The following is a 24,074-nucleotide window of genomic DNA, read 5'->3' as shown; positions in this document are numbered from 1 at the left end:
TCAGCGTGTTTCGGTCAGGTCGGACAGACGGCGGCGTTCTTCGTCCGTCAGGGGCGTGGGCGTTACCGTGCGGGGCCTGCGGAATGTCCACCACGCCACGCCTATGCCAATGCACAGCGCCAGCAGCGGCATGACCCACAGCAGCAGCGTGCCGATGGTCAGGGGCGGCTTGAGGCGAATGAAGTTACCGTAGCGGTTGACCATCCAGTCCATGATCTGCCGGTTGCTTTCCCCCCTGGCTACGTGTTCGCGCACCACATGACGCAGGTCACGGGCCAGATCGGCGCTGCTGTCCTCGATCGACTCGTTCTGACACACAAGGCAGCGCAACTGGGACCCGATGGCCTCGGCACGCTGTTCCTGCGCCGGGTCGGGCAGCATTTCGGACGGGTCATCCACCGCCATTGCCACCAGTGGGGCAAACAGCAGACAGACCAGCAGGGCAATCACGCCATAACGGCGCGGGGAATGTGTCTTCATGACTTCAGGCTGTCCGCCAGCGGCATGATCGTATTGGTGATCATGGTTTCGGTAATGGGCGAGGCCGTATGCCAGCGGATCACGCCGCCGGGGCCGATCAGGAAAGTTTCCGGCACGCCGGACACACCCCAGTCGATCGCGGCCAGACCGTCACGGTCGGCGGCGATGCGGGCATAGGGGTTGCCCGCGCGCTGCACGAAGCCCAGCGCGTGTTCGGGCTTGTCCTTATACGCAATGCCCCAGATCGGCAGGCGTTCCTTCAGTGCGTTCAGCACCGGCATTTCGGCAACACATGGGATGCACCACGACGCGAAATAGTTCACCAGCACCGGGGATTTCAGCGCACGCAGGTCCTGCGCGGAAAAGCCCTGTCCCGGTGCCTGATCCGGCAGGGCGAAATCCGGTACGGGACGGTTCAGCGCCGGGGCATGGATGTCATGCGGGTCGAACGACCCCTTTGTCATGCCCGACAGCATGCGCCAGAACCCCACGCCGACCCCACCAGCCACAACCAGCGGGGCCGCCATCAGCAGGCGGCGACGGGTGGGGGAAGAAGGCTGGCCGTTCATTGGATCACCATCACATCAACAGCTTTCGCCCGGCGCGGCGCACCGACACGCACGCGCCGGTCAGACAGCGACAGCGCGCCGCCAAAGGCCATGATCAGCCCACCCAGCCACATCCATGGTGCCAGCGGGTTGTAATGCAGGCGCAGCACATAGGTCGGGTTGGCGTCATCCCCATGCCTGTCGCCCAGCACGCCATAGATATCGGCCATAAGGTTGGTATGGATCGCGACTTCGGTCGTGGTCTGGTGCTGGCTTGCGAATGTGCGTTTGGAAGGATGCAGCGTCGTGATCAGTCTGCCATTGTGGCGGACCTCGATGGTGGCGACCAGCGCGCTGTAGTTCGGGCCTTCTGCCGGGTGTACGTCGGTCAGGGTCCAGGTGTCACCGGCCAGCATCTCGCTCTCGCCCACATGCACTTCCACAATGCGGTGGGCCGCCTGTGACATGCCGGCAATGCCCAGAACCACAATCCCGACACCGGCATGGGCCAGGGCTGCGCCAAACACGGCGCGCGGCAGGCTGCGTGCGCGCTGCCAGCTTTGCGCCAGTGGCTGGCGGAACAGGCGCAGGCGTTCGGTAATATCGGCAATGCTGGAACAGATCACCCACACGGCGGTCGCTGTCGCCAGCACCGGCAGGATGTCACGCATCCGGAAGGTAGCCAACACCAGCGCCACCAGCGCCACACAGGCCGCCCACCACAGACGGCGCAGCACCGGCCACATCTGTGCCCGTTTCCACGGTACCATCGGGCCAAAGCCCATGAACACCATAAGCGGTATGGCCAGCGGGATGGTGGTCGCGTCAAAGAACGGCTTGCCGACCGAAATCGTCTTGCCGAACAGAAGTGACATGAACGGTGGGTACATCGTGCCCGTCAGCACTACGGCACAGATCGAACACAGCAGGATGTTGTTCAGGACCAGCAGTCCCTCACGCGATACGGGCGAAAACAGTCCGCCTGTGGTCAGTTGCGGGGCGCGGATGGCGAACAGCAGCAGTGACCCGCCAATGACGAGTGCGAGCAGCCCAAGGATGAACACACCGCGTGCAGGATCATTGGCGAAGGCATGCACCGAATTGAGGATGCCTGAACGCACAAGGAACGTGCCGGACAGCGAGAAGGAAAACGTGCCGATCGCCAGCAGCACGGTCCAGATCTTCAGCGCCTCGCGCTTTTCCACCACAATGGCCGAATGCACCAGCGCCGTGCCCGTCAGCCACGGGATAAGGGAGGCGTTTTCCACCGGATCCCAGAACCAGTAACCACCCCAGCCCAGCACGTAGTACGACCACCATGACCCCATGGCGATGCCACAGGTCAGGAAGCACCACGCCGCCACCGCCCACGGGCGTACCCAGCGGCCCCATGCCGCATCCACGCGCCCCTCGATCAGGGCGGCGATGGCGAAGGCGAAGGGGACGGCAAAACCGACATAACCGGTGTAGAGAATGGGCGGATGGAACGCTAGGCCGGGATCCTGCAGCAGCGGGTTCATGCCCTGTCCATCCAGCGGGGCTGGCCACACGCGGGCGAACGGGTTGGACGTGGTCAGGCAGAACAGTTCGAACCCTGCCGCAACGCCCCCCAGCACCGCGATTACACGCGCCTGCAGCGCGGATGGCAGGTTGCGGCCAAACAGCGCCACCGCGCCACCGCATATGGACAGGATCATCGCCCACAGCAGGACCGACCCTTCGTGGTTACCCCATACGCCGGTGATCTTGTACAGCAGCGGCTTGCTGACCGCGCTGTTGGCGGCCACGTTCTGCACGGAAAAGTCATTGGTGATGGCGGCGTGGATCAGGCACGCAAAGGAGGTGATCAGCGCGATCATCTGCCCCACCGCCAGCGCCGGGGCCAGCGCCATCAGGCGTGCATCGCGCCGGTTGGCCCCGATCAGGGGCAGGATGGCCTGTCCGGCGGCCATGCAGCATGCCAGCGCCAGCGCAAAATTTCCAAGTTCCGGGTTCATTATCGGATGTCAGTTTCCGTCAGGGGTCTGGGTGGCCGGTTTTTTCGTCTCGGCAGCCGTCATGGTGTTCCAGCTGGCCGCGTCCGGGGCCTTGCCGAAACGGGGATCCCACTTGCCGCTGCGGCGCAGTTCTTCCGCCACTTCCTTGGGCATGTAGGTCTCGTCATGCTTGGCCAGCACTTCGCTGGCGCGGAAGGTGCCATCGGGATTGACGGTACCCACGGCCACCACGCTCTGCCCCTCGCGGAACAGGTCGGGCAGGATGCCTTCGTACCGCACGGTCACGGCGGCCTGCCCGTCAGTTACGTCAAACAGGTTGACGGGTGAATCCTTCACCTTTTCGCGGCGCACGCTGCCCGCCACGACCATGCCGCCAAGGCGGATGGTACGGTCGGCCGGGGGCGGCTTGGCATGGACCTGTGACGGCGCCATGAAGAAGACGATATTGGATGAAAAGGCGTTCAGCGTCAGTGCGGCGGCGGAACCAAGTCCGATCATGCACGCCACCACAAGCCACAGGCGTCGGCTTTTACGGGTCATGACGGCTGGCGTGTCCGGGGCTGTTCAATAGCGGCCAGGCGTCTGCGCGCGGTGCGCAGACGGATGGCGGCGTTGACGGACAGGACCGCCGCAACGCCAAGCGTCAGGCCATAGGCGGCCAGGATATAGGGCAGGTGGGTCATACGGCGGCACTGTCAGGCTTGGGGGCGGGATTGGCGGACTGGCGGCCACGGTTGGCGGCCAGGATCGTACGGATGCGGCTTTCCATGACCGATGCGCGCAGGCGGGCCAGCACGATCGCGCCAAACCCCAGCGTGAATCCCAGCGTGGTCAGCCCCAGCGGCCATAGCATGGAGGTGGACATGGTCGGCGCCCCCGTAACCGTGATGCTGTCGGGCTGGTGCAGGGTGTTCCACCACTGTACGCTGAACTTGATGATCGGCAGGTCAACGGCACCCGCCAGACCCAGTATGGCGGCGGCGCGGTAGCCCCGCTGCGGTTCGTCAAACGCGCGGATCAGCGCGATATGCCCCAGATACAGGAAAAACAGCACCAGCACGGATGTCAGGCGCGCGTCCCACACCCACCACGTGCCCCACATCGGCTTGCCCCACAGCGACCCGGTGGCAAGGCAGACAGCGGTGATGGATGCGCCCACCGGACCGATCTCCACCGCCGCAAGGTCCGCCAGCGGATGCCGCCAGACCAGTGACAGCAGTGAACAGACTGCCAGGCCCATGTAACCTGATGATGCAAGCCATGCAGTCGGCACATGCACGTACATGATGCGCACGCTGTCGCCCTGCTGCCAGTCGGCGGGGGAGAAGAACAGTCCCCACACGATTCCGGCAATGGACAGCACCAGGGCAGGCCATGTCAGCCATGGCTGAAGCTTCGCCCCCATGCGCAGGAAACGGCCGGGGTTGGCGTAACGGTGAAAAAGGTTACCGGTTCGTGCGGTAAGGCTCTGCGTTGCGTTCAAGGTTGATCCATCCGTGCCCGGGGCACCTGTCCCTGCAATGAAAACGGTCAAGAAATTCGTGCCATCACCCTTGTGTGGGTGGGGGCTGGCGTTTTCCTGCTCTACACTATCGCGTTAAAAAAGACACGGCCAGTCCTGTCCCATCATGGTACGGTCGCGTCACAGGAGGAGAAAACATGCTGTTTGCGATCATTTGCACCGACAAGCCCGCCAGCCTTGAAACCCGCAAGGCAACGCGTGAACGCCACCTTGCGTATCTGGAACGCTGGAAGCGTCACATCATCCACGGCGGTCCGCTGCTGGACGCGGAAAACCGCCCCTGTGGCAGCCTGCTGGTGGTGGATGTGGCCGACCGCGCCGCGGCGGAAGGATTCGCGGTGGAAGACCCGTATGCGAAGGTCGACCTGTTCGAGAGCGTGGTGATCCGTCCGTTCCGTTCAGTTTTTCGTGATGGGCTTCGGGTGGAGTAAAAAAACGGTCATGGCGTACTGGCTGATCAAGTCCGAGCCCGATGCCTTCTCGTGGTCCGAGCAGGTTGAGAACGATATTGAACCGTGGACCGGCGTGCGCAACCACCAGGCGAAGAAAAACCTCGCGGCGATGAAGGTGGGCGACCGGGCCTTTTTCTATCACTCCAACGTGGGCCGTGAGATCGTGGGCGTGGTGGAAGTCGTGCGCGAAGCCTATCCCGACCCCACGGCGGCGGATGGCAAATGGGTCTGTGTTGACGTGCGTGCGGTCGGTCCGGTGCCACATCCGGTCACGCTGGCGGCGATAAAGGCCGATCCGGACCTTGCGGATCTGGCGCTGATCCGTCAGTCGCGGCTGTCCGTCGTGCCGGTTTCGGACACGCACTGGCGGCATCTGTGCCGGATGGGTGGCTGGAACAGCTAGGGACATGCCACGTTTCATGACAGCAGGCATGGCGGCGCACGTTGCAAGAATGCCGTCATGGTGCTGAAACGGTGGGAACTGCCGCATGGGTATTGCGGGCGGTTTCCCATGCCCCGCCTTTATGGCGGACATGGCGCGACCGGTCCGTAAAGGTACGGAAGATCAGGCGAAGGGCATTGTAATGAGTGCAGGTTCCTCAAACGAACTGGCGCCGCTGACGTTGGACAGCGCGTGTATCACTGAACTCCAGCAGGCGCTGGAACGGGTTGAATCAGGGCGCGGCGTGCTGGTGCGTCTTGCCGATCTCATGGGGGGCGCCGTGGGGCAGGCAGCCATGCTGGGCATGCGTACGCTTGGCCTGGCGCCGGGGTTGCAGGCTCGTCTGCAGGTCACGGCGGAAACCGCGATCAGGCGTGCGTTCGACCTTGCGGTTGTCGGCATGGACCGCCCCCATGACGTATCCGCCACCCCCGATGGTGGTGCGGGATGGCGCGACCCGGCGCTGAAGGCCGCCGTTACGGTCTCGGGGGCCGTGGGTGGCTTTACCGGCCTGCCGGGCCTTGTGGCCGATGTGGGCTTCACCACCCTGACCATCATGCGCGAAATCGCCCGTATCGCACGTGAACAGGGTGAAGATCTGTCGCAGGAAGATGCGCGCGCCGCCTGTCTGGAAGTGTTCGCCCTGCGTGCCTTCCCCTTTGGTGCGTCAAAAGGTCAGGGGCAGGGCGAGGATAGCGAACTGGGCTATTTTTCCGCCCGTGCCATGCTGCGCGGTCGCCCTGTCGTCATGCTGGTCAGCGAGGTCGCGACCCATTACGGTCTGGGCCTGTCGCGTAAATTCGCATTGCAGATGATGCCGGTTGCGGGTGCGCTGTGCGGGGCGTCGCTCAATGTCGCGTTCCTGTCGCATTACCGTGCCGTGGCGCAGGCGCATTTCACCATTCGCAGGCTGGAGCGTGAATACGGCCCTGAAGTCCGCCGCACCGCGATGGACATGAAGGCCCATGCGGCAGCGCAGGTGCGCGAAAGCTGAAGTCCGCAGGAAGTTTTCGGTGAAGCTTTTTTTTAAAGTTTCAAAAGAATGCCGCCTTTTGGGAAAAAGGCGGCATCCAAAGACTTTCATTTTCATTCATCAATGGATTGTTTTCAAACAATCCCCGTCGGCCGCTCAGGCCGATTTGTCAGGCACGGCTGGCGCAGGCTTCGGGTGGGCGCGCAGTTCGATGAAGGCGGCTACCAGCGCGAAGAACGTGTAAAAAGCCAGCAACGTATCCAGCACCCCGTGGAAACGGGGGGCAAGATACTGCAGCAGCACCGTAATCAGTGCGAACACCACGAAAACACCGGGTAGTCCGATCATGACCCTGTCCTTCCTGTCATTGCGCCGGATCAGGCCCTGACCGGCGTCAGCGCGTCACGGCCCGCCAGCACTGCTTCCACATTGTCCACTGCCATCATGCCCATGTCGGTGCGCGTTTCTACCGTCGCACTGCCCACATGGGGAGTCAGGAACACGTTGGGCAGTTCAAGGAAGCGCGGGTCGGGATTGGGCTCGTTGCGGTAGACATCCAGCCCCGCAGCCGCAAGCTGGCCGGAACGCAGGGCGTCGATCAGCGCGTCTTCATCCACCAGCGCCCCACGCGCCGCATTGATGAAAATCGCCCCGCGCGGCAGGCAGGACAGCAGATCGGCATTGATCATGCCATCGGTTTCGGGGCTTGCGGGCAGGTGCAGGCTCAGGATGTCGCAATGGGGCAGCATGTCGGTCACGGTGCTGAAATAGGTCGCACCGGCTTCCTGGTCCGATGGCAGGCGGCGGCGGTTGGAATACATCACCTGCATGTCGAAGCCACGCGCCCGCTTCGCCACCGCCCGACCAATGCGGCCCATGCCGACAATGCCCAGCCGCTTGCCGCTTATGCGTGTGCCCAGCAGTTCGTCCATGGCCAGTGACCGGCCCCAGCCCCTGCGCATCAGCGCGCCATATTCACTTGCCCGCCGTGCCGCCGCCAGCATCAGCAGTATGGCCATGTCCGCATTGCATTCGGTCAGTACGTCAGGCGTGTTGGTGACAACTATGCCGCGCGCATGCAGGGCGGGAATGTCCAGATGGTCCGTGCCAACGCTGACCGTGGCCACGACCTTCACACTGTCAGGCAGCAGCAGCACGTCATTGCCACGCAGCGGCAGGCCGGTGGCGGTCAGGATCGCCTGCGGCTGGAACACACGCGCCGCATCCAGCAGTTCGCGCGTTGTCATCTGCTGGTCTGGGACCGTGGGTATGTTAAAGCTCTGTTCAATGCGTTGCATTACCGGGGTGGTCTGGCGCTGGGTCAGTAATACACGGGGACGGGTATCGGACATATGGGGTGGTTTCTCCTGACAAGGCGGGCATGCCCACGAAAGCATGCGAAAAGGGTTATCCTAAGAACATGACGGGTCAAGAGACGGTTCCCATTACACCGGAACTTATGCTGCGTGCGTACATGGCGGGGCTGTTTCCCATGGCGCCGGATGCCGGATCGGATGAACTGGAATGGTTCTGTCCCGAAATGCGCGGTATCCTGCCGCTGGACGGGTTTCATGTCAGCCGCAGGCTCATGCGCACGGTGCTGTCGGCGCGCTTTGCAGTGGTGGCAGATCAGGACTTCCCCGCCGTCATGGATGGCTGCGCCGAACCTGCGCCGGGACGGGAGACGACATGGATCAGCCCGCGCATCCGCACCCTGTTCTGCCAGCTGCATGACATGGGTCATGCCCATAGTGTGGAAGTCCGGCACGAAGGCAGGCTGGTGGGCGGTCTGTATGGCGTGGCGATCGGGCAGGCGTTCTTTGGTGAAAGCATGTTCAGCCGTATGCGCGATGCGTCCAAGGTCGCACTTGTTCACCTTGTCGCGCGCCTGCGGCTGGGAGGATTCAGCATTCTGGATACCCAGTTCGGCACCGATCACCTGTCCAGCTTTGGCGGGATGGAAATCCCGGCACGGGACTACATGCGCCAGCTGGCTCAGGCCGTGGGGCGACAGGCGACATGGATTGGAAATGATCGCGTAACGGAACTTGAAACCGCCATCCGCGCCCTGCGCATGTGACGGGCGGCGTATGGTTGACACGACCGGCCATGCGGGGTTCCGTCTTGGCAGATGAAAGGGAAAACACGATGAAGCATGGAACGGCCCGCCCGCGATGGCAGTGGACAAGGACGGGCGTGCTGCGGCCGGGTATTGCGGCGCTGGCGGTCAGTATCGCGTCCGGCTGTGACATTCCCGCCGCGCGGGCGGAGGACCCTTCCAGCGTTCATCCCCCGCTGACCCCCACCCGTGACGTGCAGGTGGACTATAACGTGCAGCCCGACGGCGTACCCGAACCCAAGGCCGTGCGCACATGGTTCGCTTATAATGGCGGGTTGATGCGAATCGACAGCCCGCAGGGCATGGGCGAGACGATCCTCAACCGCATGAGCCGCCAGGTCACGATCATCATCAACCCGCAGAAGGTGTACAGCCAGCTTGATGCCCGCTATGGCATCCGCAATCCTTTCCTGCTCGACCTGTCCATGACATTCGCGCGCAGGGGCAGTTCCACCGTGGCGGGTGTGCCCTGCACGCAGTGGGATGTCACGACCGATCAGGGCAGTGCCACCGCCTGCGTAACTGATGACGGGGTGGTGCTGCAGGAAATCGGTGTGGATGGCGACGGGCTGAAGGGCCGGCTGGAGGCGACGAAGGTGGTGTACGCCCCGATCCCCGACAGCATGTTCCAGCCGCCCGAGGGATATCGCAAGATCGATCCGCCCCCTCCACCCGGCACGCCGCCCGCCCGCAAGGATGCGGATAAGAAAGGCGGCTGATGCCGTCTGACCCGAAGGCCAGTTTTTCAAGGATTACATGAAGTGACACGATTTGCGCATGGTGGCCGCCGGGCTGCACTGGTGACCTGTATGCTGGTGGCCGGGATGGCAGGTCATGCATCCGCCGCCGACCCTGATCCCCAGAGCCCCTATGTCACCCCACAGGCGGATGTGGACGTGACCTACACCATTTATCCCCCCCATGACACGAGCGCGGTCATGAGCCAGCGCATGCGCTGGTCCGCCAGCCGCATGATGCAGCGCGTGGACCCCGCCAACGCCAGCACCTACATGATTACCGACTACCATGCCGGGACCCTGACGGTGGTAAACCCCGGCCAGAAGGTCAAGACGGTCATTCCGGCGCCGGGGGCGGCCAATGTGCAGATGGGTCAGCGCGCGCAGGGCACCTGGCTGCGCACCGGCGTGTCAAAGGTTGCGGGGATTCCCTGCGCCCTGTGGCAGACACAGGATACCGACCAGCGTTCGAGCGAGATCTGCTACACCGATGATGGCGTGATGATGGAAGTTATCCGTGATGGCAAGGTGATGGTCGAAGCCGCATCCGTGACACGCACGCCGCAGGATGAAAGCGTGTTCGCTGTTCCGTCAGGACTGAAGGAACTGCACGCAGCCCACCCCTGATAGAGACCCCACCCGGTCTGCTTTATGGCATGAAAAGGGCGGAACCTGCCCGTAAATCGCCATTACGGTGCTGTCTAACCGATTCCGGCGGGGATGCTTTCCCTGCCGGATTGGACCAGTAACGGGAACAGGTTGATGAAGAATACAGGACGTATCGCAGCGGGGCTTCTGGTTCTTGCCGGGCTGGCGACCGCCGCCCCGCAGGCACATGCTTACGGGCGTCATGGTGGTGGCGATGCGTTTGTCGGCGGTCTGGTTGGCGGCCTTGTCGGCGGTGCCGTGGCGGGTGCAATGGTTGATGCGTACGGCCCGCCGCCGCCCCCTCCGCCGCCGATGTATTACCGTCCGGCCCCGCCGGTGGCCTATTACGCACCGCCACCCCCGCCGCCGCCCGTGGTGGTGTATGGCCCCTATGGTGGTCCGGGACGGCCGTATTACTGAGCCTTAGCCGCCTGTGGCCGCCTGTAGCGTCAGGGTCGCAATGGCCTTGCGCACGGCGGCGACATGGTTCGTGACCTTGACCTTGCGCCACGCCTGCACCAGGTGGCCGGTGGCGTCGATCAGGAAGGTCGCGCGTTCGATGCCCATGTATTTGCGGCCATACATCGATTTTTCCACCCATACGCCATAGGCTTCGGTCACCTTGCCATCGCTGTCGGATGCAAGGGGAAAGGTGAGGTTGTGGTCGGCTGCGAATTTTTCGATCGCAGGCATGCCATCGCGTGAAACGCCAATGACATTCACGCCGTCTTTGAGCAGGTCAGCCAATGCGGCCTCGAACTCACATGCTTCCTTGGTGCAGCCTGACGTGTTGGCCTTGGGGTAGAAATACAGCACGAACGGATGGCCCTGCAGCGCATGCAGGCTGACCGTGCGGCCATGGCTTGCGGGCATGCTGAAATCGGGAACGGCACTGCCGGGTTCGGGAAAGGGGGGTGTCGGGTTGCTCATGACCTGCCTTGCTGATCTTGGGTGCACGTGTCCCGTCCATGGGGGACGCATGCAGCATTGTTGTGGGGACGATCATGCACTGCCTTGGCCGCTCGGGGAACCGCTGTCATGTGCCTTCCACGCTTACACTTATGTGTCCGGGGCGGGCGGCAGCAGGCGGTCGAAGACTTCCCTGACACTGGCGGCCATGCGGTCCATGCGCGCCAGCAGCCTCTCCGCGTCCGCCACCCGGAATTCCCCGGTCAGGATTTCCAGGCTGGCGGCGGGAATGGTGTCGGGCACCTCGCTGCCACATATGATCCGGATCAGCCCCTGCAGCGCACGCCAGAACAGGTCGGCGCGACGCAGCAGGCGGGCATCGGCGTCCGTGATATCCCCCCCATGCGCCAGACGCAGCAGGGCCAGACGGGTGGACTGGCTGCGTCTGGCGGGATCGGTCGTCAGAAGCTGCAGCCCCTGGGCAATGAATTCCACATCCATAAGGCCGCCGTGCCGGCGCTTGATATCCCAGGGGCTGGTGGCGGGACGTTCACGCGCCAGGCGTTCGCGCATATGGCGTACGTCATGTACGATCTGGCCGCGCTCGTGCGGGGTGCGGACGCCGTGGCCCAGTGCTGTGGCAATGGCTGCACGCAGTTCGCAGCGCAGGGCGGGCGGTCCCGCCACGACGCGCGCGCGCGTCAGGGCCATGCGTTCCCATGTCCATGCGGATTCTGCATGATAGCGGCGGAACGCGGACAGCGAGACGGCGACCGGCCCCTTGGACCCCGATGGACGCAGCCGCATGTCCACCTCGTACAACGGTCCCTCGCGCCCCGGCGCGGTCAGGGCCGCGACAAAGGCATGCGCCAGCCGGACGTAATACGTGCCCGCCGCAAGCGGGCGTGGCATCAGGCCATCGGCAGGTGTGGTGGCAGGCACGACGCTTTCTCCGGCATCCGCCGGGTGGTCGAACACCAGCATGAGGTCAAGGTCCGATCCCGGCATCATTTCACACGATCCCGCCTTGCCCAGCGCCACGACCGCCATGGACCCGCCGGGCACCGTGCCGTGGCGGCGCCTGTGTTCATTGCTGACCACGCGCAGCAGGCCACGTATCACCGTTTCCGCCATTGCGGTGCGGGCACGGGCGGCGCGTTCCTCGCTCATGCGGTGTTCAAGGCGGGCGACCGACAGGCGGAATTCCTCGCCACAGACCAGACCGCGCAGGACGGGCAGGACCTGTTCGGCCGACTGTGCGCCCGCGACATGCCGCCGCACCAGCGCCGTGACCGTGCCCAGCGCACCGGGACCGCCATCCATGTCCAGCAACCCGTCCAGCGCGGAGGGCGTCTGCGCCAGATGGTCCGCCAGGAACGGCGCACAGTCCAGCACTGTGACAATGCGGTGGATCAGCGCGGGATTGCGTTCCAGCAGCGACAGGAACTGCACCCCCGCCCACTGGCGTTCCAGCAGCGCGTCAAAACGCCGCAGCACGGTCAGCGGCTGCCGGCGCTTGCCGATTTCCGTCATGATGGCGGGCAGCAGCCGGCGCAGCAGCTTGCGCGCCCGGTCCGAACGCAGCGCGCGCAGGCGGTTGCCTTCCCACCGGTTCAGGATGACAAGGGCATCATTGATGTCGGTGGCCGGGAAACCATGCTCCAGCAGCCTGTCGGCGGCGTCGGCATCCTCGGGGGCGATGGTAAGGTCCGGCGCATCACTTTCGGCAAACTGCAGGTCGAAGGCCCGGCGCGAATGCTGCATGACCGACAGCATGCCGCAGGAAAGGCTGCCTGCATCCGGTGCGAGCATGAAGGTCGCGAAGCGCGCGAATCCGTCATGTGTATCCGGCAGGGTATGGGTCTGGTGATCCATGCGCATCTGCAGCCGGTGTTCGGCCTGCCGCAGCATGCGGTAATTGCGGGCCAGTATTGCGGCCTGTTCACGTTCCAGCAGGCCCGCCCGGCGCAGCCTGCGCAGCGCACCCAGCGTGGTAGGGTCACGCAGTTCGGGTCGCCTGCCGCCCCAGACCAGTTGCAGGGCCTGAGCCACGAATTCCACTTCCCGTATGCCGCCCTGGCCCAGTTTGACATTCTGCCCCAGCAGCCAGCCCATGGCGGCGTCAGGATCGCGGATGAATTCGGGCGGCAGGCTGCCCAGGTTGGCATGTCCCGCGTTACGGTGGCGGTCGATCCGTGCTTTCATGTCATGCAGATCGTCAATTACCGCGAAATCCAGATGGCGACGCCATACGAACGGATGAATGCTTTTCAGAAAACGGCGTCCCGCCGTGATGTCCCCCGCGACCGGCCGGGCCTTGGTCATGGCCGCGCGTTCCCACGTCCGGCCCATGCTTTCGTAATACTGGATGGCAGCGGGAAAGGATACGGCGGCAGGCGTGGCGGAGGGGTCGGGGCGCAGCCGCAGGTCCATGCGGAATACGTAACCATTTGCATCACGCGCTTCCATAAGCGTGACAAGATCGCTAGTCATGCGCACAAAGGTATGCCGCAGTTCCCCGTTGCCGGGGTGACGGTCCGGGTCATACAGGATGATCAGGTCTATGTCCGAGGAGTAGTTCAGTTCCCGCGCGCCCAGCTTCCCCATTGCCAGAACCACGAAGCCGCTGCCCCGGCACGGGGTTTCGGGGTTACGCAGGCGCAGTCGCCCGGTGTCATGCGCATGCAGCAGCAGATGTCTGACCGCTGCCCCCAGCGCGTTCTCGGCCAGCTGGCTCAGCGCCAGGGTGACCTGCTCCAGCGTCCATGCTCCGCCGATATCGGCCAGCGCAATGGCCAGCGCCGCCTGCCGTTTGGCCACACGCAATGCTGCCATGACCTCAGCGCGTGCAGTAGCGGGCGGCAGGGCATCCAGTCCCGACAGGATATGGCGCACGCACGCATCCGCGCCATCCGTCAGCAGGTCGGCAAAGGCATGGGTGTCGCGCAGCGCCAGATCGGACAGGTAGGGACTGTTTCCCCCCACCGCATCCAGCAATGGCCCCAGTTCGGGCAGGCTGGCGATATCGGGCAGGCCCGCGCGCGCGCAGGCATCCGTCAGATTTTCATGCAGGATGCGCGCGGCCCGCGTGTCGGCGGCGTGGGGCCATGTGCAGCCACGCCACGAAGGATGCAGCACGAAGGAGGGCAGGGCAGGCTGGTCCATGAGGAAAGGTCCGTTAAGGGGCTGAAAAATCATGCGGGCCCGCATGGTGGCATGGCGTGGGTGGCATGACGGAAGCTGGCCAACCCTCTCCCGCCCCGGTCCCCGTGTCCAGTCCCAGCCGCGTGCGTCGCGCGGTGATGGCGGCCGGACGGATGGTGATCTGGCTGGTGCTGTTGTGCATTACGCTGCCTGCGGTACTCCTGCTGGTGCTGACGGTGCGGCTGTCTGCAGGCCCGCTGGATGTGACGCCGGTGGTCAGCCTGCTCATGCCGCTGCCGGTAGCCCATGGCTTCAGGCGTGACGATATCATTGGCACCCTGTCCGCAGGGCATGTGCGCATGGGCTGGAACGCCGTGCATGAAGGTCTGCGCGCCCCACTGGTGATATGGGTAGAGGACGTGCGGATCCAGCGCCGTGACGGGCAGATGGCCGATACCCTGCGTCGTGGCCGCCTGACGCTGGACAGCCCGGCACTGTTTCATGGCAGCGTGCGGATACTGGAACTGTCGGCATCACACGGGCGGCTGAAGCTTGCACGCAACAGGGAGGGCAAATTCGGCCTCGACCTTGGTCCGGACACGCCTTATTCCGCACGGAAACCCGAAGAGCCGGCCCCGGTGGACCTGACGGCGCTGCGGCAGGCCGTCATATCCGACACCCACGTCAATTTTGCCGACCGCATGACCGGGCGCACATGGCGGCTGGGCGAAGCCGATGCCCGGCTGAAGGTCGTGACCGATTCCGGGCAGAAGGGGGTCACGGGTGATGTCCGCCTCGGGCTGGAGGGGAATGGTGAACGGCTGGTGGTGCATGGCACGGGCGAACATGTCGGCGCGGGTCAGATCAACTGGACACTGCAGCTTGACCCGATCAGTCCCGCCGCCTTCGCGCCGGGACAGAAGGAGGTGGAGCCACTTGGCCTGCCCGTGGGCGGTCAGCTGCAGGTTGCCTTTCGTAACGGGGGCGCGCCGGATGTTCCTTTCCTCATGCCGCGTGAGTTCACGCTGCATCTTGATGCGGGCAACGGGAAGGTCACGACACGCAAGGCGGGGCAGTTCCTGGTGGGTGAAGGGGAAGCCGACCTGGTCGGATCGCTGGGGGCGGGGCCGCGTGCCGCACCGTTTGATGGCCCGCTGCATGTGGCACTGAAACGGCTGGAACTGCACCTGCGCGCGCCGGGACATGCAACCGATGACGGCAGTGGCCCCACGCTGGACGCTACGGCGGACCTCAAATCGACATCCCTGCTGAACCCGAAGGCGGCGCAGGTGAATGTGACCGCGCGCGCACGCTCGCTGGATTTTGCGACACTGGGCGATTTCTGGCCCCCACGCGCCATGAAGGGCGCGCGGCGGTGGGTTACGCAGAACATCCCGCAGGGGCATGTGCAGGAACTGCAGGTCAACATGGGGCTGGCCAGCCACAAGGGCTGGAACGGGCTGGACCTTGTCTCGCTGGGCGGGACGATTGATGCGGACAGGATGGAACTGCACTGGCTGCGTCCCATTCCGCCCATGCATGACATGGACGCCCATCTGACCTTCGATGGCCCGGATGAGATCATGATCCGCTTTGGCCACGCCTATCAGCTGGTGGACCTGGCGGACCGACACGTGGACGCCACCGGCACCGGACGGATCGAGGTCGGCCCCGGTTCCATGCGGATCACGGGCCTGAATGAAAAGGTGCAGGTGGGGGATATCAACGTCACCCTGCTTGGTAATGCGCGTGATGTGCTGGCGCTGCTGGCCGAACCGCGGCTGAATGTGCTTTCGCGCCATCCCATGTCGTTTACGCACCCTGCGGGGCGGGCCAATGTGTCGCTGCATATCGCCCTGCCGCTGGATGCGCATGTGCGGCTGGACCAGATCGACCTGCGCAGCCACACTGATCTGGCACAGGTGCATCTGGGCAATGTGGTGGTGGGGCGGCCACTGGATAACGGCAACCTTGGCATTGATGCCACGATCAACGGCCTGCTGCTGCAGGGGACCGGGGTGCTGGCGGGCATTCCATCCAGTGTGATCTACACCATGGATTTCCGTAACGGGCCGATGGTCCACGCAGTGGAAAGCGCCAGCCTGCAGGGACATGTCACCCCTGAGGGCGTGCGCCGCGCGGGGTTCGAGATGGGTGAGCATTTTGCCGGCAGCGCCCAACTGGATGTGGATTACGACCGGTACGTGGGCGGCAAGGCGCAGGTCAATATCGACCTTGACCTTGACCGTGCGGCGCTGAGCATTCCCATCTGGTCCAAGAAAGTGGGGCAGGAAGCGAATGCCTCGGTCGAGCTTGATCTTGACCATGGCCAGATCTCCAGCATCGAGAATATCCGCGCCGTAGGCCCTGACCTGCTGATTGATGGCCATGCCGAAACCGCATCCGGCGTCGCGCGCCGCCTGATCCTGCGCGGGTTCCATGTTGGCCGGTCAATGGGCAATGCCTCGGTCACGCTGCCGCTGCGCGACAGAGATCCGATCGGGGTGAACGTGGCGGCAAAAGTGCTGGACCTGTCGCCGCTGGTGTCATTCCAGACTGCGCCGGACAGTTCGGTTTCTGCCAGGGTGGCGGCCCGGCAGGGCAGCAGTGGCTACCATGTGCCCGAAATGGCCAGCGGACGCGTGAAGGGACCGCCGGGGCGCAGGTGGGACCTGAATGTGGATGCCCGCACCCTGTATTACAGCCCGAAAGATACGCTGACGAATGTGCACAGCCATCTGGAAACCGATGGCGTGCGCCTGACGCGCGGGGTCATGACGGTCGAGGGGCCGGTGGCGGCTGCGGCGCACCTGAATCCCAAGGGCAATACGCGCGTGCTGGATGTGCATGTGGCCAGCCTTGGTGCGCTGCTGCAGGACATGAAGGTCACGGATGAGATGCAGGGCGGTGTAACCGACATCACCGGCAGCTTTGACGACAGCGTTGCGACCGCACCCTTCTCGGGCAAGGTGCATATGGGACCGTTCAGGCTGCGCAACGTGCCGGCGGTGGTGCGCATGGCCAACAATGCCTCGATCTATGGCTGGCTGCGCGCGCCGCATGCGCCCAGCTTTCAGGTCGAGCAGCTGGATGCGCCGGTTACGCTGGATGAAGGCAACATCCATATTGCCGACGGGCTGGTCAGCAACGCATCCCTCGGAGCCACGGTGTCAGGTGACGTGAACCTGGAGAAAAAGACGCTGAATCTTGATGGCACCATCATCCCGGCCTTTGCCGTGAATGCCGCACCTGGTCACCTGCCCGGCCTGCTGGGCTGGCTGTTCAGCCCCGAAAAGAACGGGGGCGTCGTCTCCGCCACCTATCAGGTCACAGGGCCGATGGATAACCCGGCAGTGCATGTAAATCCGTATGCGATGCTGCTGCCCGGTTTCCTGCGTAACCTCATGCATATCCACTAAAGAAGTTTCTGGTGAAGCTTTTTTCAAAAAGGCGGCGCCAAAAACTTTTATCAATTATGTATTTTGGAACAGTCTTTTAGTGTTCCTGCGTGATGCGGTCATGCCCGGGCAAAAGGAACAGCACGGTCAGCAGCGAACAGGCGATGCAGCCGGTCACGTACCAGTAAAACAGCCCTTCATGCCCGATCTGCTTGAACCACAGGGCCACGTATTCCGCCGTGCCGCCAAAGACCGAAACGGTCAGCGCATAGGGTAGCGCCACCCCCAGAGCGCGGATGCGCGTGGGGAACAGTTCGGCCTTCACCACCGCGTTGATGGAGGTATAGCCCGAAATCCCGATCAGTGCCGCCGTCACCAGGCCAAAAGCCGCCAGCGGGGAATGCACGCTTGATAGTGCCTGCATGAGCGGCACGGTCGCAATACAGCCGATAATGCCGAACGACAACAGCAGCCGCCTGCGGCCCACCCGGTCCGACAGCGCGCCAAAGGCGGGCTGGACCATGGCGAATACCACCAGTGACGCGGTGGAGACCAGCGTGGACTGTTCCTTGGTCAGTCCGGCGGTATTCACCAGATATTTCTGCATGTAGATGGTGAAGGTATAGAATGCGACGGTGCCCCCCAGCGTCAGGCCGCATACGCCCAGCACCTCGCGCGGGTGGCGCAGCAGCACGCGCAGGCCACCATGGGCGGTGTGGTCATGGCTGACTGTGTTGAACTGCTCGCTTTCCGCCATGCCGCGGCGGAACCACAGGATGGACAGCGCCAGCAGCGCGCCGATGGAAAACGGGATGCGCCAGCCCCATGCCCCAAGCTGTGCCGGGCTGAGCAGCACGAACTGCAGGATCAGCAGTACCACAAGCGCCAGCAACTGTCCCATCACCAGCGTGACATACTGAAAACTGGCGTAAAACCCGCGCTGCGCAGGGGGAGCGATTTCCGACAGGTACGTGGCGCTGGCCCCGTATTCGCCCCCAAGGCTCAGTCCCTGCAGCAGGCGCGCGAACAGCAGTATGCACGGGGCCGCAACGCCAATGCGGTCGTAGGTCGGGCATACCGCAATGGCCAGCGAGCCTGCGCACATGGCGATGATGGAAATGCTCAGCGCCGCGCGCCGTCCATGCCGGTCCGCCATAAGCCCCATGAGCCACCCGCCCACCGGCCGCATGAGGAAGCCGATGGCGAACACCGCCGCACTGCGCAGCAGTTCGGTCGTCTGGTTGCCCTTGGGAAAGAAGGCATGGGCAAAATACATGGAAAATGCCGCATAGACGTACCAATCGTAATATTCAATCAGATTTCCGGATGAACCCGCAATAATGCTTCGTATTCTCTGCGCGGTAGTCAGCGCGCCGGTCTGGGTCTTGAAAACAGGCATGATGTGCAACCTATGGGGGCGAAAGGATCGTCAGGATGAATGGGGCAGGGACGGGGCGGTCGGTGCGCGGCTGTCGGATACGGCGTCCACTCCGGCAATGACGGGGGTATCCGCGTCCACGTCGCTGATCCGGCCTGACAGGGCCGCGGCAAGGCGGTCGGTATCCAGTGCGCCTTCCCACCGGGCCAGTACGATGGTGGCAACCGCGTTGCCGATGATGTTGGTCAGCGACCGGCATTCCGACATGAAACGGTCAATGCCAAGGATCAGACCCATGCCCGCCACCGGCACGTCGGGCACCACCGCCAGCGTCGCGGCAAGGGTGACGAACCCCGCACCCGTGACCCCGGCAGCACCCTTGGAGCTGATCATGGCGACCAGCAGCAGGCTGACCTGCTGGCCCAGACCCAGATGCACATCCGTCGCCTGTGCGATGAACAGGGCAGAAAGTGACATGTAGATGTTGGTGCCATCCAGATTGAAGGAATAGCCCATCGGTACCACAAGCCCCACGACGGATGGCGCGCAGCCCGCGTTCTCCATCCGGGTCATGAGGCTGGGCAGCGCTGATTCGGATGAACTGGTGCCCAGCACGATCAGCAGTTCCTCACGCAGGTAGGCCAGCAGCGGAAGGATGCGGAACCCGTTGTATCGCGCGACCGCCCCCAGCACCACCACCACGAACAGTGCGGAAGTGGCGTAGAACGTCGCCACGAGGAAAGCGAGGTGCAGCACCGATCCGATGCCAAACCGTCCGATGGTGAACGCCATCGCCCCCAGCGCCCCGATGGGGGCGGCATACATGACCAGCCTGACCACGCCGAACACCAGCTGCGTCAGCTGCCTGAGGAGGGTCAGGATCGCATGCCCCTTCGTTCCCATGTGCGACAGGCTGATGCTGAACAGGATGGCGATCAGCAGCACCTGCAGGATATCGCCCGAAACAAAGGCGCTGACCACTGTGTCGGGAATGATGTTGAGCAGGAAGTCACTGAACGAATGCGCCTGCGCACGTGCGGTGAAGGCTGCGACCGCATGGGTATCCAGCGTTGCGGGGTCGGCATGGATATGCGCCCCGGGACGCACGATATTGGCCATGACCATGCCCACCACCAGCGCCAGCGAGGAAAAGGTCAGGAAATACACCATCGCCTTGGCTGCCAGCCGCCCCGCCTGTCCCAGGTCGGACAGGCTGGCCACTCCCGTCACCACCGTCAGGAAGATGACCGGCGGGATCACCATCTTGACCAGGCGGATGAAGCCGTCGCCCAGCGGTTTCAGCGTCACGGCCACATGCGGGCAGAAATATCCCAGCACGATGCCCACCACCACCGCGATGACAACCTGCGCATACAGGCTGCGAAACAGGGATCCGCGCCGCGCCGGTCGGGCTTGCGGGCAGGTCTGCGTTTCCTCGGGCATGGTGGATGGGTCCTCAAGAACGGTTCGGTTTCCGGCACCGCGAACGGGCGGGGTGAAGGCATGCCGGGGCACGCTAGTGGGTTTTGGCGCCGTGCGAACCTGAAAATCAGGTGAAAGGCGGATCATTACGGTCGCTGCATATCACGGTTGCCAGATATTCCAAAAAAACATGATGGGTTTACATCCCCTGCATTACAGGGCACGGACATGTTTTGTTCTTTCTGATGGGAAATCATCCGCCATGTCCGATATGTCCGCATCGCCCGTTTTGTGGATCGGAATGCTGCTGGCCGCCGTATCGTGCCTGTTGTCCCTGATCGTGCTGCGCCGCCTGTCCCTTATGGCGGGGCAGGGCGGGGATACGGACATGCTTGCGCGACTATGCGTGATGACGGAACGCGAGACCGCCGCCCGCGTGGCGGAAAACGAGGCCCAGCGCGCCCGCATGGCGGAAATCGAACGCGCGCTGTCGACACGGCTGGACCAGCGCCATCAGGAAATCACCGAAACCTTCAACCGCATTGCCCGCATGATGGGCCGCGACCTTGCGGAAATGCGGGTAACGCAGTCCGAGGCCCTGCGCGAAATGGCGGAGGAGGGCAGGCGGCAGGGCGATGAACTGCGCGCCGCCGTGAATGAACGCCTGCATCAGGCGGTGGAAAAACAGATGCAGACATCCTTCCAGCGCGTGCTTGAACAGATCGGCGCAATGCAGAAGGCGATGGGCGAGGTCTCGGCCATGACCGCGCAGGTGGGGGATCTCAAGCGCCTGTTCGCCAACGTCAAGACGCGTGGGGGCTGGGGCGAATCCCAGTTGCGCAGCATCCTTGACGACGTGCTGCCCGAAGGCGCGTACGAGACCAACCGCCGCCTGCGCGAGGATGGTCGCGAGGTGGTGGAATTCGCCGTGCGCATGCCGGTGCGCGCCACCGTGCCGCCGGTGCTGGCCATTGATTCCAAATTCCCGACCGAAGCCTATGAACGCCTTCTGCAGGCGGTTGAGGACTGTAACCCGGACGCCGAACGCGCAGCCCGCCGCGCGCTGGAAACCACCCTGCGGATCGAGGCGCGCAAGATTGCGACCAAATACATCGTCCCGCCCGTGACGGTTGAATTTGCCGTCCTGTACCTGCCCACCGACGGGCTGTATGCGGAGGTCGCGCGGATTCCCGGCCTGCTGGATGAAATCGGCCGGACCTATCGCGTCATCGTGATGGGGCCGGGTCTCATGCCCGCCATGCTGCGCACCATCCACCTTGGTTACGTGACACTGGCGCTGGAACGGCGCACGGATGACATCGCACGCCTGCTGGGCGCCACGCGGCAGGAGATGCTGCGCATGGACGGGGTGCTGGAAAAACTGGCCCGCAATGCATCGGCCATGTCATCCTCCATTGACGAAGCGCGCAGGCGCACGGGCCTGGTGACCCGCAGGCTGCGCGAACTGGATGTGGATACCCGCGCAGCTCCTGCCGGGGATGATGGCGCGCCTACGGCTCCAGCCACGGGCGATGGTGTCGGGGGACAGGCCGACATGGCGCCGTCATGGTCGCGCGAAGGGGCGGCCGGGCGCGGGATGTAGCTGAAAACGATTTTAATTGGCCCTGTTCCGGCACGCCCTGCATAAAGGAGGGATGATGAGTGTTCCGTCCGAAACCCACCGTCCTGAAACCGTTCCCGTTTCGCCTGCGGGCGGGGCCGCGCCGCGCGTCCTGCTGGTGGAAGATGACAGCAAGATCGCGCAGGAGGTGGTGGAGGAACTCGAAAGCCGCCATTTCCATGTCCAGCATGAGGAATCAGGCGCTGCCGGTCTGGCGATCGGGCTGAATGCGCATTTCGATGTCATGATCGTGGATCGCATGCTGCCCGAACTTGATGGCCTGACGCTGATCGAGACCCTGCGTGAGCGCAGGGTGCATGTGCCCGTTCTGGTACTGTCTGCCCTGTCGGCGGTGGATGACCGGGTCAGTGGGCTGAAGGCGGGGGGCGATGACTACCTGACCAAGCCGTTCGCGATGGAGGAACTGGCCGCGCGGCTGGAGGCGCTGCTGCGCAGGCCCGACAATTCACGCCATACCATGCTGCGTGTCGGCCCGCTTGAAATGGACCTGATCGAACGCACGGTCACGCGCAATGGCGTGCCGATCGACCTGCTGCCACGTGAATTCCGGCTGCTGGAATACCTCATGCGCCGTCCGGGGCAGGTGCTGACACGTAACATGCTGCTGGAAGATGTCTGGAATTACCGCTTCATCCCCCAGACCAACCTTGTGGATGTGCATATCGGCAAGCTGCGTCGCAAGATCGATGAAAGCGGCAAGCCCCCCTTGATCCAGAGCATCCGGGGCGCGGGGTTCATGCTGCGTGCTTCGTAACGAACTGTTCCGGACCGCCACCTTCCGCCTGACACTGGCGGTGGTGGCGGCGATGATCTGTTCGGCGGCACTGCAGTTCTTTTTCGGTTACAGTCAGGCCAGCGTGTTCGAGGCCCGGCGGTCCGACATGCTGCTGCTGCGCGAAGCCAGCATCCTGCAGCGCGAAACTCCATCCGAGCTTGAACAGCAGGTGCGCGACCGTGCCACCGATGACCTGCGCATCATCATGAACGTCACCACGCTGTTTGACGCACAGCAGCATTATATCGTGGGTGACCTGCGCAACTGGCCCACCGGGCTGGTGGCAGACGGGCATGTACATGTCATCGAACCCGAGGCGATGGGCGGCGGGTCCGCCACCGTGCTGCGCATGGTGGCGGTGCATGTGCGGGGGGGGCGGTACCTGGTGCTGGGTCGCAGTCGGCACATGCGTACCGAACTGCGGCTGATGATGCGGCATTCCATGCTGGTTTCGATCGTGCCGACCGTCCTGTTTGCGCTGATGACCGGCATCATCCTCAGCCATCGGGCGCTTTCGCGGGTCAAGGACATGCACGAGGCGATTGATCGCATCATGGAAGGCGACCTGCATGAACGCCTGCCGGCGGGAAAGCAGAATGATGACCTCCAGCGCCTTGCAGGCAGCGTCAACCGTATGCTGGACCGGCTGGAACAGCTGCTGGATGAAATACGCGACGTGGGCAACGACATCGCCCATGACCTGCGCACGCCACTGGCGCGCGTGCGTGCGCGCCTTGATCGCGCGCTGAATGCCGACCATTCGGCCGAAGCGCTGCGCAATGTCATTTCCCGCACCATAGATGACCTGGACCAGTCCTTTTCCATCATCACCGCCCTGCTGCGCATTGGCGAGATCGAGAACGGCCGCAGGCGCGCGGGTTTCGGTACGGTTGACCTGGGCGCGCTGGTGGCCGATATCGTGGATCTGTATGAACCCATAGCCGAAACCAAGGGTATCATCCTGTCATATGTGGGCGCGGATACGCCGATACGGGTGCAGGGGGACAGGGACTTGCTGATCGAGGTACTGGCCAACCTGGTGGACAACGCCGTCAAATTCACGCCCGAAGGTGGCCGGGTTGAAATCCGCACCCGCATGAGTGGCGACTGTGCACTGCTGCAGGTTGCCGATACCGGAATCGGCATCCCGGCGGGGGAACGCAAGGCGGTCATGGGACGTTTTTACCGTTCGGACAAAAGTCGCCACATTCCTGGCAGCGGACTTGGGCTGAGCCTGGTGTCGGCCATCCTCGCGCTGCATCACGCGCGGCTCGATATCATGCCGTCGCGTGTGCATGACAGCCTGCCGGGGGTGACAATGGGTATCATTTTCCCACCATCGACCTTGATTCAGGCTGGAAACTAAATTGAAATTTCATTTGCCACCCGTCGTGCCACCGTTAACACCGGAAGGACAGACGGGGAGACGAGATATGTACGAACACCACCTGTCCCGGCCCGGGTCCGCGGAAGGTCAGCCGACCGGGC

23 protein-coding genes are annotated in these 24,074 nt (G+C 63.7%); 11 read left to right on the top strand and 12 right to left on the bottom strand.

Annotation, left to right across the window (positions count from 1 at the left end; translation table 11 throughout):
• Genes MSKU9_RS07690 through MSKU9_RS07665 form a run of 6 tightly spaced genes read right to left on the bottom strand, consistent with a single transcriptional unit; the run spans window position 1 to window position 4,508 of the window.
• Complete coding sequence (locus tag MSKU9_RS07690; protein WP_141260694.1) at window positions 1-480, bottom strand: cytochrome c-type biogenesis protein; 480 nt, start codon at window positions 478-480, stop codon at window positions 1-3.
• Window positions 477-1,049, bottom strand: a complete 573-nt coding sequence (locus MSKU9_RS07685; RefSeq protein ID WP_141260693.1) for a DsbE family thiol:disulfide interchange protein — start codon at window positions 1,047-1,049, stop codon at window positions 477-479. The genes MSKU9_RS07690 and MSKU9_RS07685 overlap by 4 nt, the downstream gene beginning before the upstream one ends.
• Entirely contained in the window at window positions 1,046-3,025 is a 1,980-nt protein-coding gene (locus MSKU9_RS07680; RefSeq protein WP_141260692.1) for a heme lyase CcmF/NrfE family subunit, read from the bottom strand. Before MSKU9_RS07680 ends, MSKU9_RS07685 begins: the two co-directional genes overlap by 4 nt.
• A 9-nt stretch (window positions 3,026-3,034) precedes the next feature.
• Window positions 3,035-3,565, bottom strand: coding sequence for a cytochrome c maturation protein CcmE (gene ccmE / locus MSKU9_RS07675; protein ID WP_141260691.1), 531 nt, complete (start codon window positions 3,563-3,565; stop codon window positions 3,035-3,037).
• Window positions 3,562-3,708, bottom strand: a complete 147-nt coding sequence (gene ccmD / locus MSKU9_RS07670; protein WP_141260690.1) for a heme exporter protein CcmD — start codon at window positions 3,706-3,708, stop codon at window positions 3,562-3,564. The genes ccmE and ccmD overlap by 4 nt, the downstream gene beginning before the upstream one ends.
• Complete coding sequence (locus MSKU9_RS07665; RefSeq protein WP_141260689.1) at window positions 3,705-4,508, bottom strand: heme ABC transporter permease; 804 nt, start codon at window positions 4,506-4,508, stop codon at window positions 3,705-3,707. The genes ccmD and MSKU9_RS07665 overlap by 4 nt, the downstream gene beginning before the upstream one ends.
• Window positions 4,509-4,684: 176 nt before the next feature.
• On the opposite strand from MSKU9_RS07665, the gene MSKU9_RS07660 reads away from it, so the two are divergent.
• The 3 genes from MSKU9_RS07660 to MSKU9_RS07650 all read left to right on the top strand — a co-directional run bounded on the left by MSKU9_RS07660 (window position 4,685) and on the right by MSKU9_RS07650 (window position 6,435).
• Complete coding sequence (locus MSKU9_RS07660) at window positions 4,685-4,978, top strand: YciI family protein (protein ID WP_010506782.1); 294 nt, start codon at window positions 4,685-4,687, stop codon at window positions 4,976-4,978.
• Window positions 4,979-4,988: 10 nt separating this feature from the next.
• On the top strand, window positions 4,989-5,402 hold the full coding sequence (locus MSKU9_RS07655) for an EVE domain-containing protein (protein ID WP_141260688.1): 414 nt from the start codon (window positions 4,989-4,991) through the stop codon (window positions 5,400-5,402).
• A gap of 181 nt (window positions 5,403-5,583) precedes the next feature.
• Window positions 5,584-6,435: an EcsC family protein gene (locus tag MSKU9_RS07650; protein WP_141260687.1), complete on the top strand. Its 852-nt coding sequence runs from the start codon at window positions 5,584-5,586 to the stop codon at window positions 6,433-6,435.
• Window positions 6,436-6,570: 135 nt separating this feature from the next.
• On the opposite strand, the gene MSKU9_RS07640 is transcribed toward MSKU9_RS07650, so the two are convergent.
• Together MSKU9_RS07640 and MSKU9_RS07635 are read right to left on the bottom strand one after the other, a co-directional pair.
• Window positions 6,571-6,762, bottom strand: a complete 192-nt coding sequence (locus MSKU9_RS07640; protein ID WP_141260685.1) for a hypothetical protein — start codon at window positions 6,760-6,762, stop codon at window positions 6,571-6,573.
• Between the two features lie 29 nt (window positions 6,763-6,791).
• A complete protein-coding gene (locus MSKU9_RS07635; RefSeq protein WP_141260684.1) occupies window positions 6,792-7,766 on the bottom strand; it encodes a 2-hydroxyacid dehydrogenase in 975 nt (324 codons plus the stop codon).
• Between the two features lie 68 nt (window positions 7,767-7,834).
• Here MSKU9_RS07635 and aat point away from each other — a divergent pair, with 68 nt between their 5' ends.
• From aat to MSKU9_RS07615, 4 genes are all read left to right on the top strand, one after another.
• Window positions 7,835-8,494, top strand: a complete 660-nt coding sequence (gene aat / locus MSKU9_RS07630; RefSeq protein WP_227000865.1) for a leucyl/phenylalanyl-tRNA--protein transferase — start codon at window positions 7,835-7,837, stop codon at window positions 8,492-8,494.
• A 68-nt stretch (window positions 8,495-8,562) separates the two neighbouring features.
• Window positions 8,563-9,252, top strand: a complete 690-nt coding sequence (locus MSKU9_RS07625) for a hypothetical protein (protein ID WP_141260682.1) — start codon at window positions 8,563-8,565, stop codon at window positions 9,250-9,252.
• A gap of 42 nt (window positions 9,253-9,294) precedes the next feature.
• Entirely contained in the window at window positions 9,295-9,897 is a 603-nt protein-coding gene (locus tag MSKU9_RS07620; protein WP_141260681.1) for a DUF4412 domain-containing protein, read from the top strand.
• A 135-nt stretch (window positions 9,898-10,032) separates the two neighbouring features.
• Complete coding sequence (locus tag MSKU9_RS07615) at window positions 10,033-10,338, top strand: hypothetical protein (RefSeq protein WP_141260680.1); 306 nt, start codon at window positions 10,033-10,035, stop codon at window positions 10,336-10,338.
• Between the two features lie 3 nt (window positions 10,339-10,341).
• Here the strand turns inward: MSKU9_RS07615 and MSKU9_RS07610 are convergent, their stop codons facing one another.
• Window positions 10,342-10,848: a peroxiredoxin gene (locus tag MSKU9_RS07610; RefSeq protein ID WP_141260679.1), complete on the bottom strand. Its 507-nt coding sequence runs from the start codon at window positions 10,846-10,848 to the stop codon at window positions 10,342-10,344.
• Between the two features lie 129 nt (window positions 10,849-10,977).
• Window positions 10,978-13,992, bottom strand: coding sequence for a bifunctional [glutamine synthetase] adenylyltransferase/[glutamine synthetase]-adenylyl-L-tyrosine phosphorylase (locus tag MSKU9_RS07605; RefSeq protein WP_227002404.1), 3,015 nt, complete (start codon window positions 13,990-13,992; stop codon window positions 10,978-10,980).
• A 65-nt stretch (window positions 13,993-14,057) separates the two neighbouring features.
• Between MSKU9_RS07605 and MSKU9_RS07600 the strand changes: the two genes are divergently transcribed.
• Complete coding sequence (locus tag MSKU9_RS07600; protein WP_141260677.1) at window positions 14,058-17,390, top strand: AsmA-like C-terminal region-containing protein; 3,333 nt, start codon at window positions 14,058-14,060, stop codon at window positions 17,388-17,390.
• Between the two features lie 76 nt (window positions 17,391-17,466).
• On the opposite strand, the gene MSKU9_RS07595 is transcribed toward MSKU9_RS07600, so the two are convergent.
• Both MSKU9_RS07595 and dctA read right to left on the bottom strand, forming a co-directional pair.
• Window positions 17,467-18,768, bottom strand: coding sequence for an MFS transporter (locus tag MSKU9_RS07595; protein ID WP_141300651.1), 1,302 nt, complete (start codon window positions 18,766-18,768; stop codon window positions 17,467-17,469).
• 30 nt (window positions 18,769-18,798) lie between these two features.
• A complete protein-coding gene (dctA, locus tag MSKU9_RS07590) occupies window positions 18,799-20,190 on the bottom strand; it encodes a C4-dicarboxylate transporter DctA (protein ID WP_141260675.1) in 1,392 nt (463 codons plus the stop codon).
• 241 nt (window positions 20,191-20,431) lie between these two features.
• Here dctA and MSKU9_RS07585 point away from each other — a divergent pair, with 241 nt between their 5' ends.
• Genes MSKU9_RS07585 through MSKU9_RS07575 form a run of 3 tightly spaced genes read left to right on the top strand, consistent with a single transcriptional unit; the run spans window position 20,432 to window position 23,952 of the window.
• Window positions 20,432-21,772: a DNA recombination protein RmuC gene (locus MSKU9_RS07585; RefSeq protein ID WP_141260674.1), complete on the top strand. Its 1,341-nt coding sequence runs from the start codon at window positions 20,432-20,434 to the stop codon at window positions 21,770-21,772.
• Between the two features lie 55 nt (window positions 21,773-21,827).
• Entirely contained in the window at window positions 21,828-22,565 is a 738-nt protein-coding gene (locus MSKU9_RS07580) for a response regulator transcription factor (protein WP_141260673.1), read from the top strand.
• On the top strand, window positions 22,555-23,952 hold the full coding sequence (locus tag MSKU9_RS07575; protein ID WP_141260672.1) for a sensor histidine kinase: 1,398 nt from the start codon (window positions 22,555-22,557) through the stop codon (window positions 23,950-23,952). Before MSKU9_RS07580 ends, MSKU9_RS07575 begins: the two co-directional genes overlap by 11 nt.
• Window positions 23,953-24,074: the final 122 nt, after the last annotated feature.

The organism is Komagataeibacter diospyri (assembly GCF_006538165.1).
In the GTDB taxonomy this organism is placed as follows: Bacteria; Pseudomonadota; Alphaproteobacteria; order Acetobacterales; family Acetobacteraceae; genus Komagataeibacter; species Komagataeibacter diospyri.
Note: the sequence above shows the minus strand (reverse complement) of the source record. Positions and strands in the feature narration are given on the sequence as shown.